Source organism: Streptomyces sp. MK7 (genome assembly GCF_032658145.1).
In the GTDB taxonomy this organism is placed as follows: domain Bacteria; phylum Actinomycetota; class Actinomycetes; order Streptomycetales; family Streptomycetaceae; genus Streptomyces; species Streptomyces spiralis.
Genome location: NZ_JAVACL010000025.1, coordinates 66720 through 81303 on the forward strand (window position 1 = coordinate 66720; position 14584 = coordinate 81303).

Genomic DNA, 14584 nt, shown 5'->3' on the forward strand with positions numbered 1-14584 from the left:
CACCCACAAGGAGCGTGCCCATGTCGTCGAATCCGGTCGCCGAGACCGTCGCCTCCCTGATGCCCAGGGCCAAGGCGGAGCTCGCCGAGCTGGTGGCCTTCAAGTCGGTGGCGGACTTCGACCAGTATCCGAAGAGCGAGAGCGAGGGCGCCGCGAACTGGGTCGCGGACGCGCTGCGCGCCGAGGGTTTCACCGACGTGGCACTGCTCGACACCCCCGACGGCACCCAGTCCGTGTACGGCTACCTGCCCGGCCCCGAGGGCGCGAGGACCGTCCTGCTGTACGCCCACTACGACGTGCAGCCGCCGCTGGACGAGGCCGCCTGGGCCACCCCGCCGTTCGAGCTGACCGAGCGCGACGGCCGCTGGTACGGACGCGGCAGCGCCGACTGCAAGGGCGGGGTCATCATGCACCTGCTCGCGCTGCGCGCCCTGAAGGCGAACGGCGGCATACCGGTCAGCGTCAAGGTGATCGCCGAGGGCTCGGAGGAGATGGGCACCGGCGGCCTGGAGCGCTACGCCGAGGAGCACCCCGAGCTCCTGAAGGCCGACACCGTCGTGATCGGCGACGCCGGCAACTTCCGTGTGGGCCTGCCCACCGTCACCACGACCCTGCGCGGCATGACCCTGGTCCGCGTCCAGGTCGACACCCTCGAAGGCAACCTGCACTCCGGCCAGTTCGGCGGCGCCGCCCCGGACGCGCTCGCGGCGCTGATCCGCGCCCTGGACTCGCTGCGCGCCGAGGACGGCTCGACGACGGTCGACGGCCTGGACGGCGACTTTGCGTGGGACGGCCTGCAGTACGACGAGGAGCAGTTCCGCAAGGACGCCAAGGTGCTCGACGGGGTGGAGCTGATCGGCTCCGGCACGGTCGCCGACCGTATCTGGGCCCGCCCGGCGGTCACGGTCCTCGGCATCGACTGCCCGCCGGTCGTCGGCGCCACACCGTCCGTGCAGGCCGGCGCCCGCGCGCTGATCAGCCTGCGGGTGCCGCCGGGCGTCGACGCGGTCGAGGCGACCAAGCTGCTCCAGGCCCACCTGGAGGCGCACACGCCGTGGGGCGCCCGGGTGCACACCGAGCAGATCGGCCAGGGCCAGGCCTTCCGCGCCGACACCACGAGCCCCGCCTACCAGGCGATGGCCGACGCGATGGCGGTCGCCTACCCGGGCCAGGAGATGCAGTACGCCGGGCAGGGCGGCTCCATCCCGCTGTGCAACACGCTCGCCGCGCTCTACCCGCACGCCGAGATCCTGCTCATCGGCCTGAGCGAGCCCGAGGCGCAGATCCACGCCGTGAACGAGAGCGTCTCCCCCGAGGAACTCGAGCGGCTGTCGGTCGCCGAGGCGCTGTTCCTGCGCAACTACGCGGCGGGCTGAGCCGCCCCGCGCCGCGGCGGGAACGGCCGAGCGACACTCCGCTCTGCCCACGGCAGAGGGCCCTCGACCTCGGTTGGGGGCCCTCCCTAGGGTCGTGCCATGGACGTCTTAGAGCTCCTTCCGCGGCTTCACCTGCTGCGCTTCCCCGTGGGACAGGCCTACCTCTGGCGCGACGGTGACGAGCTGACCCTCGTGGACGCCGGGGCGAGAGGCGCGGGCGCGCCGATCGCCGAGGCGATCAGGGCCCTGGGGCGGGACCCCGCCGGCGTACGGCGGATCGTGCTCACCCACTTCCACGAGGATCACGCGGGCGGAGCGGCCGAGGTGGCCGGGCTGTGCGGGGCCGAGGTGCTGGCCCACCGCCTGGACGCACCGGTCGTCCGCGGCGAGGTGCCGGGACCGCCGCCGGTCTTCGAGGACTGGGAGCGGCCCCTCCACGCGGCGGCCGCCGAGCTGCTGCCCCAGGGTGAGCCGCCGCGGCCGAAGCAGGTCACCGAACTGTCCGACGCCGACGTGCTCGACTTCGGCGGCGGCGCCCACGTGGTCCACGTGCCCGGTCACACCCACGGCAGCATCGCCGTCCGTCTCCCGGCCCACGGTGTGCTGTTCACCGGCGACGCGGTCGCCGCCTCGCCGGTGGACGGAGCGGTCGTGCTCGGCGTGTTCGACCTCGACCGGGCGCAGGCGATCGCCTCCTTCCGGCGGCTCGCCGCGCTCGACGCGGAGGTGGCCTGCTTCGGCCACGGCGATCCGGTGACCACACAGGCCGGCCGGGCACTGCGGGAATCGGCGGACCGGTACCGGACGCCCGGCTGAGAAGGGGGCATGCCCCTCGCCGAGCAGCGTCGCTGGGGGTCCGCTGGGGTCAGCTGCCGACCGGGACACCTGCTTCCAGGTAGACCGCCGCGCCGCGCTCGCGGGCCCGCAGCGCCCAGCGCAGCCGTTCGTAGCGGACGGGCGGCAGCAGCCTCGCGGCCTCCTGCTCGGTGACGAACCGGCAGTCGCGCAGTTCGGGCCCGGGCAGCAGCAGACGGCCGGCCGCGGCGGAGTCCAGCCGTCCGCCGTCGAAAAGCAGCCGCAGACCGCCGAAAGCGGGCGGCGCGGGCCGTTCCCAGTCGACGACGAGCAGCCGGGGCACCTCGTCCAGCCGCAGCCCGGTCTCCTCGGCGACCTCGCGCATTCCCGCGCGGGCCGGGGCCTCGCCGGGTTCGACGACACCTCCGGGGAACTCCCAGCCGGGCTTGTAGGTGGGGTCGACGAGCAGCACCCGGTCCTGCTCGTCGAAGAGGAGCACGCCGGAGGCGACGGTCTCCGCGGTGGGCTCGGGCGTCTGCACGATGTCGCAGACGGGTACGACGCCGCTGCCGACGGCCTCGGCGATGCGGACGGCCGTCTCGTACGGGGTGAGGGCGCTGGTGTCGACGAGGTGGGCGTCGGCGGCCAGCCAGGAGGCGAGGGCGGCGCGGTAGGGCTCGATGTGGGCGTAGGCCCACTGGCGTGTCCGTGCCTCGCCGTCGGGCAGGTCGGGCGGCACCTCGCGGCCGGCTATCCGCTCCCGCAGGATCGTTTCCGCCGGGGCGAGGAGGACGTGCCGGACGCCGATCCGGCGGGCGGCGAGGCCGCCGAAGATCTCGTCGCGGTACTCCTGACGCAGCAGGGTCATGGGAACCACGAGGGTGCCGCCCAGTTCGGCGAGCATCGCCGCCGCGGTGTCGATCACCAGCCGGCGCCAGATCGGCAGGTCCTGGAAGTCGCCGACCTCGGCGAGGTGCTTGGGCGGCAGGAGGTGGCGCGTGAGCAGGCCGCCGATGATCTCGGGGTCGAAGAGCGTGCTGTTCGGGATCAGGTCGATCAGTTCCCGTGCGGTGGTCGTCTTCCCCGCACCGAACGAGCCGTTGATCCAGACGACGGTCACAGGTCCCCCTCTTCTGTTGGCCCCCTGTGGCTTGCCCGCTTCACCCTGTCACGGAAACCAGGCCCAGTTGAGGGCGCGGACACGCCACGGCGCCGGCACCCCGCGAGGGGCACCGGCGCCGCCTTCCGTGTCCGGGCCGGCCTCAGGCGTTCTGCCCCAGGGGTCCGTCGCCGAGGTCGAGGCTGTCCTGGCTGACGAAGTGGTCCACCGTGCCCACGGTGTCCTTGACGTTCAGATCCTCCAGCGTGTCGCGGCCGGCGGCGTGCGAGGGGGTGACGGCTGCCACCACGAAGCCGGTGGCGAGGGAGGCGAGGGCGAGCATGCTGCGCTTCTTCATGGCCGGTTCAACTGCGCCGGCCCGGCGGAGGTCACGCACCCGTTGGCGGCCGCGCGTTCCGGCCATGAACCCTTCGCTGAACGGTATCGAACAGATCGGCCGCACCTCTTCCAACAGAGTCCGACAGGTTCTAACGTAAACGCGCATCAATGACGCGAACATGACGTCACTGCCCACCTCGTCCTCGCGAGTTCGGAGGAACGCTCCCATGCGCCACCCGCACACGCGCACGATCCGCCGAAGAGTGCTCGGCACCCTCACCGCGGGACTGCTGTGTACGGCCGGACTGGCCGTACCCGCCGTCGCGGCCCCCGTCCAGTCCGGCGCCACGCCCGTCGAAGACGCGGCGGCGCCCGCCCTCGCCGACGGGCTCGCCCTCACCCCGCCGATGGGCTTCAACAACTGGAACTCCACGCACTGCCGTGCCGACTTCAACGAGTCCATGGTCAAGGGCATCGCCGACCTCTTCGTCGACAAGGGCCTGAAGGCCGCCGGATACCAGTACGTCAACCTCGACGACTGCTGGGCCCTGCCCGCCCGGGACGCCGACGGCAAACTCGTCCCCGACCCGGTCCGCTTCCCGAACGGGATCAAGGCGGTCGCCGACTACGTGCACTCCAAGGGGCTCAAGCTCGGCATCTACACCAGCGCGGGCACCAAGACGTGCAACAGCGCCGGCTTCCCGGGCGCGCTCGGCCACGAGTACAGCGACGCCCGGCAGTTCGCCGACTGGGGCGTCGACTACCTCAAGTACGACAACTGCAACAACCAGGGTGTGGACGCCAGACAGCGCTACACCACCATGCGGGACGCCCTCAAGGCGACCGGCCGGCCCATCGTCTACAGCATCTGCGAGTGGGGGCAGAACAAGCCCTGGGAGTGGGCGTCGGACGTCGGGCACCTGTGGCGCACCACCGGTGACATCAGCGACAACTGGGGCTCGATGCTGTCGATCCTGAAACAGAACCTGCCGCTCGCCCCGTACGCCGGTCCCGGCCACTGGAACGACCCGGACATGCTGGAGGTCGGCAACGGCGGCATGACCGACACCGAGTACCGCACGCACTTCTCCATGTGGTCGGTCATGGCCGCGCCGCTCCTCATCGGCTCGGACCTGCGCAAGGCCACCCCGGCGACCTTCGACATCCTGGGCAACAAGGAGGTCATCGCCGTCGACCAGGACCCGCTGGGCAAGCAGGGCACGGTCGTCTCCTCCGAGGGCGGACGCTGGGTGGTCGCCAAGGAGATGAAGGACGGCAGCCGCGCCGTGGCCCTGTTCAACGAGACCGGCGCCCCGCAGCGCATCGCCACCACCGCGCGGGCCGTGGGACTGCCCGACGCGGACGCCTACACCCTGCGCGACCTGTGGCAGCACCGCAGCTACAACACCGCCGGCGCGATCTCTGCCACCGTCCCGGCCCACGGCACGGTCCTCGTCCGGGTGTCGGCGGACCCGCGCTGGGCCGAGAACCCGCCCGCCGTCGAACTCGGCCTGAGCGGCAGCCCGCTGATCCAGGCGGGCAAGCCCGCCGGCCTGGCCACCACGGTCACCGACCTGGGCCGGACACCGGCCACCCGCGTCACCGTGTCGCTGAGCGGCCCGGACGGCTGGACGGTGCGGGCCCAGTCCCCGACGGCCGCCCCCGTCGTCCCGACCGGCAGGGCACTGCGCACCGCGTGGACGGTCACGGCGCCGCCCGGCACACCCACGGGCTCGTACGACCTGACGCTGAAGGCGACTCACCGCTCCCCGACCGGCGAACGCGTCGACAGCACCCTGCCGCTCAGCGCGTCCGTGGTGGTGCCGCCGCCCGCCGGTGCCTCGTACCTCAGTGACCTCCCCTGGCTGTCGGCCACCAACGGCTACGGTCCCGTGGAGCGCGACACCAGCAACGGCGAGAGCGCCGCCGGCGACGGCCATCCGATCACCATCGGCGGTGCGGTGTACGCCAAGGGACTCGGCGTCCATGCCCAGAGCGCCGTGGAGTACTACGCCGGCGGGGCGTGCACCAAGGTCACCGCGGACGTCGGGGTCGACGACGAGAAGGGCGCCAAGGGCACCGTCGCCTTCGAGATCTGGGCGGACGGCACCAAGGCCGCCTCGACCGGCGTCCTCACCAACGCCATGCCCGCCCAGCCGATCACGGCGGATGTCACCGGCGCACAGGTCGTCCGGCTCGTCGTCACCGACGGCGGCGACGGCATCGACTCCGACCACGCGGACTGGGCGAACGCACAGCTCAGCTGCTGACGCACCCTCAGCCGGCGTACGTTCTCACGGCGTACGGCAGCCGGCATGCGTACTCGTCGCGTACGGGACCCGGCCGAGCAGGGCGGGTCCCGTACGGGGCCTCCGCGGCGGTCGTCGCCGTCAGACGCCGGCGGCCGTGGCGTTCGCCCGCGCCGCCAGGGCCGCCGCTGCGGCTCCCACCAGGCCGGCGTCGGTGCCCATGCGGGCCGGTACGACGGTCAGGTGCCGGACGAAGGAGAGGGTCGCGTAGTCGGTGAGGGCCTGGCGCAGCGGGACGAGGAGCACGTCGCCCGCCTTGCCCACTCCCCCGCCTATCACCGCGATGTCGATCTCGACGAGGGTCGCGGTCGCGGCGATGCCCGCGGCCAGGGCCCGGGCGGCACGCTCGAAGGACGCCACGGCCACCGGGTTCCCGGCGCGCGCGGCGGCGGCCACCGCGGCGGCCGAGGTGTCACTGTCGGGGCCCGGGCGCCAGCCGTTCTCGAGCGCCCGGCGGGCGATGTTCGGGCCGCTGGCGATGCGCTCGACGCAGCCGCGTGAGCCGCACGGGCACGGGTCGCCGTCCAGGTCGACGCTGATGTGGCCGATGTGGCCGGCGTTGCCCGTCGGCCCGGGATGCAGCCGGCCGCCCAGGACCAGGCCGCCGCCCACTCCGGTGGAGACCACCATGCACAGCGCGTTGTCATGGCCGCGGGCCGCGCCCTGCCAGTGTTCGGCCGCCGTGATGGCCACGCCGTCACCGATCAGCGCCACGGGCAGCCCTCCCGTCGCGGCCCGGGCCCGCTCGACGAGCGGGTAGTCGCGCCAGCCCGGCACGTTGACGGGGCTGACCGTGCCGGCGGAGGCGTCCACCGGGCCCGCGCTGCCGATGCCGAGGGCCGCGGCCCTCCCCCACAGCGGCGTCGCGGCCAGTTCCGCCAGCACGTCCTCCACGGCCCGCATCACGGTGTCGCCGTCCTCCTGCGCGGGCGTGGCACGCTGCGCGCGCGCCAGGATGCTGCCGTGGCCGTCCACCAGCGCTCCGGCAATCTTGGTGCCGCCGATGTCGAGCGCCGCCACGAGGTCGGTGTGCATCTGAGTCAGATCTCCCCGTCAACCATGAAGGAACCAAGAGGTGCGCGCAGCCCGGTCTCGCGGTGGGGGCGCAGGCCGGAGTATGCGGTGAACAGTCTCTCTCGCTGATGACAACGTTGTCCAGGCTCTATGCTCGACGCCACATCCTCATACGCACCGCACCCCCGGGATCGAACCGCCCGCTCCGTGGACGACAGGACAGGACGCCGCATCGTGCCAGAGACCGCCCCCCGAGCAGACCGCCCGGCCGACCGCCTCCGGGACCGCCCGTCCGGCACCCGCTACGGCAACCGTCCGACGATGAAGGACGTGGCGGCCCGGGCCGGCGTCGGTCTGAAGACCGTCTCCCGCGTGGTCAACGGCGAGCCCGGCGTCACCCCGGACACCGAGCGGCGCGTCCAGGAGGCCATCGAGGCCCTCGGCTTCCGCCGCAACGACAGCGCACGGGTGCTGCGCAAGGGCCGTACGGCGAGCATCGGGCTGATCCTGGAGGACCTCGCCGACCCGTTCTACGGGCCGCTGAGCCGCGCGGTCGAGGAGGTCGCCCGGGCACACGGGGCCCTGCTGATCAACGGCTCCAGCGCGGAGGACCCGGACCGCGAGCAGGAGCTGGCGCTCGCGCTGTGCGCGCGCCGGGTGGACGGGCTGGTCGTGATCCCGGCCGGTGACGACCACCGGTACCTGGAGCCGGAGATCAGGGCGGGCGTGGCGACGGTGTTCGTGGACCGCCCGGCGGGCCGCATCGACGCCGACGTCGTGCTGTCGGACAACTTCGGCGGTGCCCGCGACGGCGTGGCGCACCTGATCGCGCACGGCCACCGCAGGATCGGCTTCATCGGCGACATGCCCCGGATCCACACCGCCGCCGAACGTCTGCGCGGCTACCGGGCGGCGATGGAGGACGCGGGGATACCCGTGGCGGACTCCTGGATGTCGCTGGGCGTCACCGATCCGGAGCGGGTGCGCCGGGCCGCCGAGGCCATGCTGACCGGGCCGGAGCCGGTCACGGCCGTCTTCGCGGGCAACAACCGGGTGACGGTCACGGTGATCCGCGTCCTGGCCGGGCTGCCCCGTCCGGTCGCCCTCGTCGGTTTCGACGACATCGAGCTGGCCGACCTGCTCCAGCCGGGCGTCACCGTCGTCGCCCAGGACGCGGCGGCGCTCGGGCGCACCGCCGCAGAACGCCTCTTCCGCCAGCTGGACGGCGCCCTTCTCACCCCCGAACGCATCGAGCTGCCGACCCGGCTGGTCACACGGGGATCGGGTGAGCTGCCGCCCTCGGACTGAGCGGACGCCGGCGCATGGCACGACACGCACGGCGTCCGCCCCCTGCTACTGGGCGGAGGCCGTGAGGTCACCGCGGCGCGGGGCGGCGAAGCCCTCCAGACCGGCCCGGGTCAGGCCGGTGAGGCGGGCCACCTCGGCGATGTCGAGGGCGCCGCAGTCCAGGCCGCGCAGCAGGTAGCCGCTGAGCGCCTTGGCGGTGGCGGGCTCGTCCATCACGTCGCCGCCGGTGCGGCTGGCATAGCGGGACAGACGGGCCGCCGCCTGCTCGAACCCCTCGCGGTAGAAGGCGAACACGGCCGCGTACCGGGTGGGGATGTGGCCGGGGTGCATGTCCCAGCCCTGGTAGTAGGCGCGGGCCAGGGCACGGCGGGTGAGGCCGTAGTGCAGCCGCCAGGCGTCGTGCACCTTCTCGGTCGGGCCGACGGGCAGGACGTTGGTGGAGCCGTCCGAGACGCGTACGCCCGTGCCGGCCGCGGCGACCTGCATGACGGCCTTGGCGTGGTCGGCGGCCGGATGGTCGCCGGCCTGGTAGGCGGCCGAGACGCCGAGGCAGGCGCTGTAGTCGAAGGTGCCGTAGTGCAGGCCCGTGGCCCGGCCTCCGGCGGCCTGGATCATACGGGCGACGGTGGCGGTGCCGTCGGCGGCGAGGATGGACTGGCTGGTCTCGATCTGGATCTCGAAGCCGAGGCGGCCCGGCCGAAGCCCGTGGGTCTTCTCGAAGGCCTCCAGGAGCCGCACCATCGCGGTGACCTGCTCGGGGTAGGTCACCTTGGGCAGCGTCAGGACCAGCCCGCCGGGCAGGCCGCCGGCCTCCATCAGGCCGGTGAGGAACACGTCGAGGGTGCGGATGCCCCGGCCGCGCACCGGCGCCTCCATGCACTTCATGCGGATGCCCATGTAGGGCGCCGCCGTGTCCTTCGCGTAGGCCTCGGCGACCAGCCGGGCCGCGCGGGCGGCTGCCTGGTCCTCCTCGGCGTCGGGGCGGGGCCCGTAGCCGTCCTCGAAGTCGATGCGCAGGTCTTCGATCGGCTCGCGTTCCAGCTTGGCTCGGACGCGTGAGTAGACCGGCTCGGCGAGTTCGTCGCTCAGCCCCAGCACGCGGGCGAAGGCGGCGGCATCGGGGGCGTGTTCGTCGAGGGCGGCAAGGGCCTTCTCGCCCCAGGAGCGGATGGTGTCGGCGGCGAAGACGTCACCGGGTACGTAGACGGTGTGGACGGGCTGGCGGGTCCCCGGGTCGCCCGGGTAGCGGCGCTCCAGCTCGGCGTCGACCGGCGCGAGGGAGGTGCTGATCTCCTCGCTGACGGCGCCCGCCAGGCTCGTCGCCACCTGCTCCTGCTGGCCCTGACCCATTCCCACACCCTCCTGTTATTCCACTCTACGGAATCAACAATCCGTAGAGTGAAGTTATCCATGGATCTTCCGTGGGGTCAACACCTGTCCGCAGCCTGGGCCATCGGCAGCCCGGGGACAACCCGAGCACGCGGAGGCCCCCGTGACCGCGGGGGTCACGGGGGCCTCGTAGCGACTCGGCTCCGAGCCGGCCGATGCGGCGGGCGGGGCTCAGCCCTTGCGCGCCTTGATCTCCTCGGTCAACTGCGGGACGACCTCGAACAGGTCGCCGACGACGCCGTAGTCGACCAGGTCGAAGATCGGGGCCTCCGGGTCCTTGTTGACCGCCACGATCGTCTTCGAGGTCTGCATGCCGGCGCGGTGCTGGATGGCACCGGAGATGCCGTTGGCGATGTACAGCTGCGGGGAGACGCTCTTGCCGGTCTGGCCGACCTGGTTGGTGTGCGGGTACCAGCCCGCGTCCACCGCGGCACGCGAAGCACCGACGGCCGCGCCCAGGGAGTCGGCGAGCGCCTCGATGATCGCGAAGTTCTCCGCGCCGTTGACGCCACGGCCGCCGGAGACCACGATCGCGGCCTCGGTCAGCTCCGGACGGCCCGTCGACTCACGCGCGGTGCGACCCGTGACCTTGGTGCCGGTGGCCTGGTCGGAGAACGTCACGCTCAGGGCCTCGACCGCACCGGCGGCCGGAGCGGCCTCCACGGCAGCGCTGTTGGGCTTGACCGTGATGACCGGCGTGCCCTTGGAGACACGGGACTTGGTGGTGAAGGACGCGGCGAACACCGACTGGGTGGCCACCGGACCGGAGTCGCCGGCCTCCAGGTCGACGGCGTCGGTGATGATGCCCGAACCGATGCGCAGCGCGAGGCGGGCGGCGATCTCCTTGCCCTCCGCGGAGGACGGCACCAGCACGGCGGCCGGGGACACGACGGCGACCGCGGCCTGCAGCGCGTCCACCTTCGGCACCACCAGGTACTCGGCGTACTCGGCGGCGTCGTGGGTGAGGACCTTCACCGCGCCGTGCTCGGCCAGCGTGGCGGCGGTGTCGGCGGCACCGTTGCCCAGCGCGACGGCGACCGGCTCGCCGATGCGGCGGGCCAGGGTCAGCAGCTCCAGGGTGGGCTTGCGGACGGCACCGTCCACGTGGTCGACGTAGACGAGGACTTCAGCCATGGGACTTCTTCTCTCCTGCTTGCGAAGTGTGAAGGGGCGGGAAGCGAGCGGGCCTCAGATGAACTTCTGGCTCGCGAGGAACTCAGCGAGCTGCTTGCCGCCCTCGCCCTCGTCCTTGACGATCGTGCCCGCGGTGCGCGCGGGGCGCTCGGCCGCCGACTCGACCACCGTGTACGCGTTCTCCAGGCCGACCTCGTCCGCGTCGATGTCCAGGTCGGACAGGTCCCAGGACTGAACCGGCTTCTTCTTGGCGGCCATGATGCCCTTGAACGACGGGTAGCGCGCCTCACCGGACTGGTCGGTCACGGAGATGACGGCCGGAAGCTGCGCCTCGAGCTGCTCCGAGGCGGCGTCCCCGTCGCGACGGCCCTTGACCGTGCCGTCCTCGACCGACACCTGGGACAGCAGGGTCACCTGCGGCACGCCCAGGCGCTCGGCCAGCAGCGCGGGGACGACACCCATGGTGCCGTCCGTCGACGCCATGCCGGAGATCACCAGGTCGTAGCCGGCCTTCTCGACCGCCTTGGCCAGCACCAGGGAGGTGCCGATCGCGTCGGTGCCGTGAAGGTCCTCGTCCTCGACATGGATCGCCTTGTCCGCACCCATCGACAGCGCCTTGCGCAGCGCGTCCTTGGCGTCCTCCGGACCCACCGTCAGCACGGTCACCTCGGCGTCGTCGGCGTCCTCGGCGATCTGCAGCGCCTGCTCGACGGCGTACTCGTCCAGCTCGGAGAGCAGACCGTCCACGTCGTCCCGGTCGACGGTCAGGTCATCGGCGAAGTGCCGGTCGCCAGTGGCGTCGGGCACGTACTTCACAGTGACAACGATCCTCAAGCTCACGCCGGCTCTCCTACTGCATCGTCATTTCAGGGCTGCCTTCTTGCAGGCAGCATAGGCGCCTGAAGCGGCCGATCCCGGTCGGGGCGACCCCGCGTCCCGGCCGGGACATTACTCGTCAGTACACCCACTTCATGCCCGCTAAGCAAGCGCTTTGAACTGTGACCTTCGCAACGCAGCGTAACCGGAACTCGACCGTTCCGCAGGCGGGGGGTCCGCGGGTTCAGTCACGCAGACCGTTGAAACGTCCCTGGTGGTACACCAGGGGACGCCCGGCGCCGGCGGGATCGCCGTGGACGACCTCGGCGATCACGATGCGGTGGTCACCGGCCGGAACGCGCCCGACGACCCGGCAGACCAGCCAGGCCAGTACGTCGTCGAGGACGGGCACCCGCTCGGGGCCCTCGCGCCAGGACGTGGCCGGACCGAACCGGTCGGCACCGCTGCGGGCGAAGGTGGCGGCCAGGTCTTCCTGGTGCTCGCCGAGTATGTGGACGCCGATGTGGCCGGTGCGGGAGATCGAGGGCCAGCTGGAGCCCGTGGTGCCGATGCCGAAGGAGACCAGCGGGGGCTCGGCGGAGACGGAGGTCAGGGAGGTGGCGGTGAAACCGACCGGGCCGGCCTCGCCGCGTGCGGTGATCACCGCGACGCCCGCCGCGTGCCGCCGGAAGACGGAGCGGAGCAGGTCGGGCGAGGCGAGCCGGGCGTTGGCGGGCGGGACGAGGTCGGACGGGGCCGTCATGGAGTTGTCCTTCTGCTGGAGGGAGACGCGGGATCCGAGGCTGCTTAGGAGTCCGGACAGCGCGCGCTCGCGGTGCGGGCGAGGACGGCCGTCCGGCGGCGTTCCCGCCCGGGGCGAAGGGGTTCCCAAGGCATATGGGTCAGGCTGACGATAGGTGGTCCGTGCAGTCAAGTACGCCCCCGGAACGTGGGAGATGCCTCACTGGCCCGGGCCGGGGCCCCTGACCGCGGCCCCGAGGGCCGCGATGACGTCCGCTCTGCGGGGCTGACCCGCGGCGCGCCGCACGATGCGGCCGCCGGCGTCGAGGACCAGCACGGTGGGCGTCCTGACGATGTCCAGCTCGCGCACGAGGTCCAGGTGGTCCTCGGCGTCGATGTCGACGTGGGCGACTCCGGGCACCATTGCGGCCACCTCGCTCAAAACCCTGCGGGTCGCCCGGCAGGGGGCGCAGAAGGCCGTGGAGAACTGCACCAGCGTGGCGTGTGTGCCCAGCCGCCGGCCCAACTCGGCCGCGCCCAGCCGCCGGTCCCCGGTCCGTCCGCCCACCTGTGCTCTCCTGTTCCGCCGTCATCGCGCCGCCGTGGGCGCACCGCTGCCGTCCCGTACAGCGTTCACCGGTCCACGAGGATTCCCCCGACGTGACGAGGATCTCGCCGCGGACGGGCACGCTGACTGGCCCCCCGGCCGTTCTTCGGGCACGATCTGCGACAGGCCGTAAACCTACGGCAGCGTAACTTTGCCGGGATCCCCTTCCCTGGCAGACAGAAGGGTCCGCCCCGCCCATGGCAGAGCTCGTCTACCGTCCCGTCATCGGCCTGGCCCGCACGATGTTCAAGGTGTGGGACCTCAAGATCGACTGCCGTGGGTCGGAGAACATCCCGCGCTCGGGCGGCGCGGTGCTGGTGAGCAATCACATCAGCTATCTGGACTTCATCTTCAACGGGCTGGCGGCGCTTCCCCAGAAGCGCCTGGTGCGCTTCATGGCCAAGGAGTCGGTCTTCCGGCACCGGATCTCCGGTCCGCTGATGCGCGGCATGAAGCACATTCCGGTGGACCGCTCCCAGGGCGAGGCGGCCTACGCCCACGCGCTGGACTCGCTGAGGTCCGGCGAGGTCATCGGCGTGTTCCCGGAGGCCACCATCTCGGAGTCCTTCACCCTCAAGAGCTTCAAGTCGGGTGCGGCCCGCCTGGCCCAGGAGGCGGGCGTCCCGCTGATCCCGATGGCCGTCTGGGGCACCCAGCGGCTGTGGACCAAGGGCCGCCCGCGCAACTTCCGGCGCAGCCACACCCCCATCACGGTCCGGGTGGGCGAGGCGGTCGAGGCCCCTCGCGACCAGTACGCGGGGGCCATCACGCGCCGGCTGCGCGAGCGCGTCCAGGAGCTGCTGGAGACGGCTCAGCGCGCCTACCCGGTACGCCCCAGGGGCCCGGAGGACACCTGGTGGATGCCCGCCCACCTCGGCGGCACGGCCCCGACCCCGGAACAGCTCCGCATGGCCACGGCGCACTGATCCCCCGCCGAATCGGCAACCGTCCCTCGCCTCGGGATCAGAGTGCGGCGGGGAGCGTCTTCCACAGCGACGGCCGGTCGGGCGCGGCCTTGAGGGCGCTCAGCACGGCCGGGTGCGGCTCGGAGTACAGAACCGGGTAGTCCGCCTCATCCGACTCCGGGTCGGGCACGAAGGCCAGGCGTTCGCCGGCGAGGGAGAACTGGGCGTCGACGCCCGGTTTGTTGCCGCGCGGGTCCTGCCGGTGCCAGGCGCCGTTGAACCGTACGGCGACCAGGCCGTGCACCACGTGCCCGCCGCCGTCGTCGTGCGTCAGCCGCTGGTAGCACAGCGCCGTCGGGATGTCCTCGGCCCGCAGCAGGGCGGCCAGCGCATGGGCCTTGGCGTAGCAGATGCCGGTGCGTCGCGTCAGGACGTCGGAGGCCTTCCAGGTGACGCGCGGGTCGCCGGAGTCCTGCGAGTGCGGGACGGTGTCGCGCACGAACTCGTACGCGGATCGCGCATAGGCATACGAGTCCACCGCCCCCTCGGCGAGGCGGGCGGCCGTCTCGCGGACCATCGGGTGGTCGTGGTCGATCGCTTCGTCCGCGGCCAAATAGGCGGACAGGTCGGGGGTGTTCTGGATCAGCTCCATGTCCCCAGAGCATAGGAATGCGATCACTCGCCAGTCAATGACTTTTCAAGTGATCGCATAACTATGCAGATCTCACCGGCAGCTCACCGCCGGTCTTCGG

The 14584-nt window shown here is 72.3% G+C and carries 14 protein-coding genes; 5 read left to right on the plus strand and 9 right to left on the minus strand.

The window, feature by feature from the left end:
- Window positions 1-20 precede the first annotated feature (20 nt).
- Window positions 21-1376, plus strand: a complete 1356-nt coding sequence (locus tag R2S09_RS25100) for a dipeptidase (RefSeq protein WP_306190669.1) — start codon at window positions 21-23, stop codon at window positions 1374-1376.
- 99 nt (window positions 1377-1475) lie between these two features.
- Window positions 1476-2192 (plus strand): MBL fold metallo-hydrolase, encoded by a 717-nt coding sequence (locus R2S09_RS25105; protein ID WP_316743357.1) that lies wholly within the window; start codon window positions 1476-1478, stop codon window positions 2190-2192.
- Between the two features lie 49 nt (window positions 2193-2241).
- Here R2S09_RS25105 and R2S09_RS25110 read toward each other — a convergent pair whose 3' ends face one another.
- Window positions 2242-3291, minus strand: a complete 1050-nt coding sequence (locus R2S09_RS25110) for an NUDIX domain-containing protein (RefSeq protein WP_316743359.1) — start codon at window positions 3289-3291, stop codon at window positions 2242-2244.
- Window positions 3292-3433: 142 nt separating this feature from the next.
- Window positions 3434-3628: a hypothetical protein gene (locus tag R2S09_RS25115; RefSeq protein WP_306190672.1), complete on the minus strand. Its 195-nt coding sequence runs from the start codon at window positions 3626-3628 to the stop codon at window positions 3434-3436.
- Window positions 3629-3836: 208 nt separating this feature from the next.
- Between R2S09_RS25115 and R2S09_RS25120 the strand changes: the two genes are divergently transcribed.
- On the plus strand, window positions 3837-5879 hold the full coding sequence (locus R2S09_RS25120) for an NPCBM/NEW2 domain-containing protein (protein ID WP_306190673.1): 2043 nt from the start codon (window positions 3837-3839) through the stop codon (window positions 5877-5879).
- Window positions 5880-5999: 120 nt separating this feature from the next.
- Here the strand turns inward: R2S09_RS25120 and R2S09_RS25125 are convergent, their stop codons facing one another.
- Window positions 6000-6953: an ROK family protein gene (locus R2S09_RS25125; RefSeq protein WP_316743361.1), complete on the minus strand. Its 954-nt coding sequence runs from the start codon at window positions 6951-6953 to the stop codon at window positions 6000-6002.
- Between the two features lie 186 nt (window positions 6954-7139).
- On the opposite strand from R2S09_RS25125, the gene R2S09_RS25130 reads away from it, so the two are divergent.
- Window positions 7140-8240 carry a LacI family DNA-binding transcriptional regulator gene (locus R2S09_RS25130; RefSeq protein WP_306190675.1) on the plus strand — a complete coding sequence of 367 codons (1101 nt, stop codon included), beginning with the start codon at window positions 7140-7142 and terminating at the stop codon, window positions 8238-8240.
- A gap of 45 nt (window positions 8241-8285) precedes the next feature.
- Here the strand turns inward: R2S09_RS25130 and R2S09_RS25135 are convergent, their stop codons facing one another.
- The 5 genes from R2S09_RS25135 to R2S09_RS25155 all read right to left on the minus strand — a co-directional run bounded on the left by R2S09_RS25135 (window position 8286) and on the right by R2S09_RS25155 (window position 12888).
- Window positions 8286-9590, minus strand: coding sequence for a DUF6986 family protein (locus tag R2S09_RS25135; RefSeq protein ID WP_316743365.1), 1305 nt, complete (start codon window positions 9588-9590; stop codon window positions 8286-8288).
- 210 nt (window positions 9591-9800) lie between these two features.
- Window positions 9801-10763, minus strand: coding sequence for an electron transfer flavoprotein subunit alpha/FixB family protein (locus tag R2S09_RS25140; protein WP_306190677.1), 963 nt, complete (start codon window positions 10761-10763; stop codon window positions 9801-9803).
- 54 nt (window positions 10764-10817) lie between these two features.
- Window positions 10818-11603 (minus strand): electron transfer flavoprotein subunit beta/FixA family protein, encoded by a 786-nt coding sequence (locus R2S09_RS25145; RefSeq protein ID WP_306190678.1) that lies wholly within the window; start codon window positions 11601-11603, stop codon window positions 10818-10820.
- A 220-nt stretch (window positions 11604-11823) separates the two neighbouring features.
- Window positions 11824-12342 carry a flavin reductase family protein gene (locus R2S09_RS25150; RefSeq protein WP_306190679.1) on the minus strand — a complete coding sequence of 173 codons (519 nt, stop codon included), beginning with the start codon at window positions 12340-12342 and terminating at the stop codon, window positions 11824-11826.
- A 198-nt stretch (window positions 12343-12540) separates the two neighbouring features.
- Window positions 12541-12888, minus strand: coding sequence for a thioredoxin family protein (locus tag R2S09_RS25155; RefSeq protein WP_306190680.1), 348 nt, complete (start codon window positions 12886-12888; stop codon window positions 12541-12543).
- A gap of 236 nt (window positions 12889-13124) precedes the next feature.
- Here R2S09_RS25155 and R2S09_RS25160 point away from each other — a divergent pair, with 236 nt between their 5' ends.
- Complete coding sequence (locus tag R2S09_RS25160) at window positions 13125-13853, plus strand: 1-acyl-sn-glycerol-3-phosphate acyltransferase (RefSeq protein WP_306190681.1); 729 nt, start codon at window positions 13125-13127, stop codon at window positions 13851-13853.
- Between the two features lie 37 nt (window positions 13854-13890).
- Here the strand turns inward: R2S09_RS25160 and R2S09_RS25165 are convergent, their stop codons facing one another.
- Window positions 13891-14484, minus strand: a complete 594-nt coding sequence (locus R2S09_RS25165) for a transglutaminase domain-containing protein (RefSeq protein ID WP_316743369.1) — start codon at window positions 14482-14484, stop codon at window positions 13891-13893.
- Window positions 14485-14584 lie beyond the last annotated feature (100 nt).

What these genes read in the sequence shown, in the direction of transcription:
- R2S09_RS25125 (WP_316743361.1), bottom strand. Translation starts at nt 6,953, where the DNA reads ATGCACACCGACCTCGTGGCGGCGCTCGACATCGGCGGCACCAAGATT.
- R2S09_RS25165 (WP_316743369.1), bottom strand. Translation starts at nt 14,484, where the DNA reads ATGGAGCTGATCCAGAACACCCCCGACCTGTCCGCCTATTTGGCCGCG.
- R2S09_RS25160 (WP_306190681.1), top strand. Translation starts at nt 13,125, where the DNA reads ATGGCAGAGCTCGTCTACCGTCCCGTCATCGGCCTGGCCCGCACGATG.
- R2S09_RS25150 (WP_306190679.1), bottom strand. Translation starts at nt 12,342, where the DNA reads ATGACGGCCCCGTCCGACCTCGTCCCGCCCGCCAACGCCCGGCTCGCC.
- R2S09_RS25105 (WP_316743357.1), top strand. Translation starts at nt 1,476, where the DNA reads ATGGACGTCTTAGAGCTCCTTCCGCGGCTTCACCTGCTGCGCTTCCCC.
- R2S09_RS25120 (WP_306190673.1), top strand. Translation starts at nt 3,837, where the DNA reads ATGCGCCACCCGCACACGCGCACGATCCGCCGAAGAGTGCTCGGCACC.
- R2S09_RS25135 (WP_316743365.1), bottom strand. Translation starts at nt 9,590, where the DNA reads ATGGGTCAGGGCCAGCAGGAGCAGGTGGCGACGAGCCTGGCGGGCGCC.
- R2S09_RS25115 (WP_306190672.1), bottom strand. Translation starts at nt 3,628, where the DNA reads ATGAAGAAGCGCAGCATGCTCGCCCTCGCCTCCCTCGCCACCGGCTTC.
- R2S09_RS25100 (WP_306190669.1), top strand. Translation starts at nt 21, where the DNA reads ATGTCGTCGAATCCGGTCGCCGAGACCGTCGCCTCCCTGATGCCCAGG.
- R2S09_RS25140 (WP_306190677.1), bottom strand. Translation starts at nt 10,763, where the DNA reads ATGGCTGAAGTCCTCGTCTACGTCGACCACGTGGACGGTGCCGTCCGC.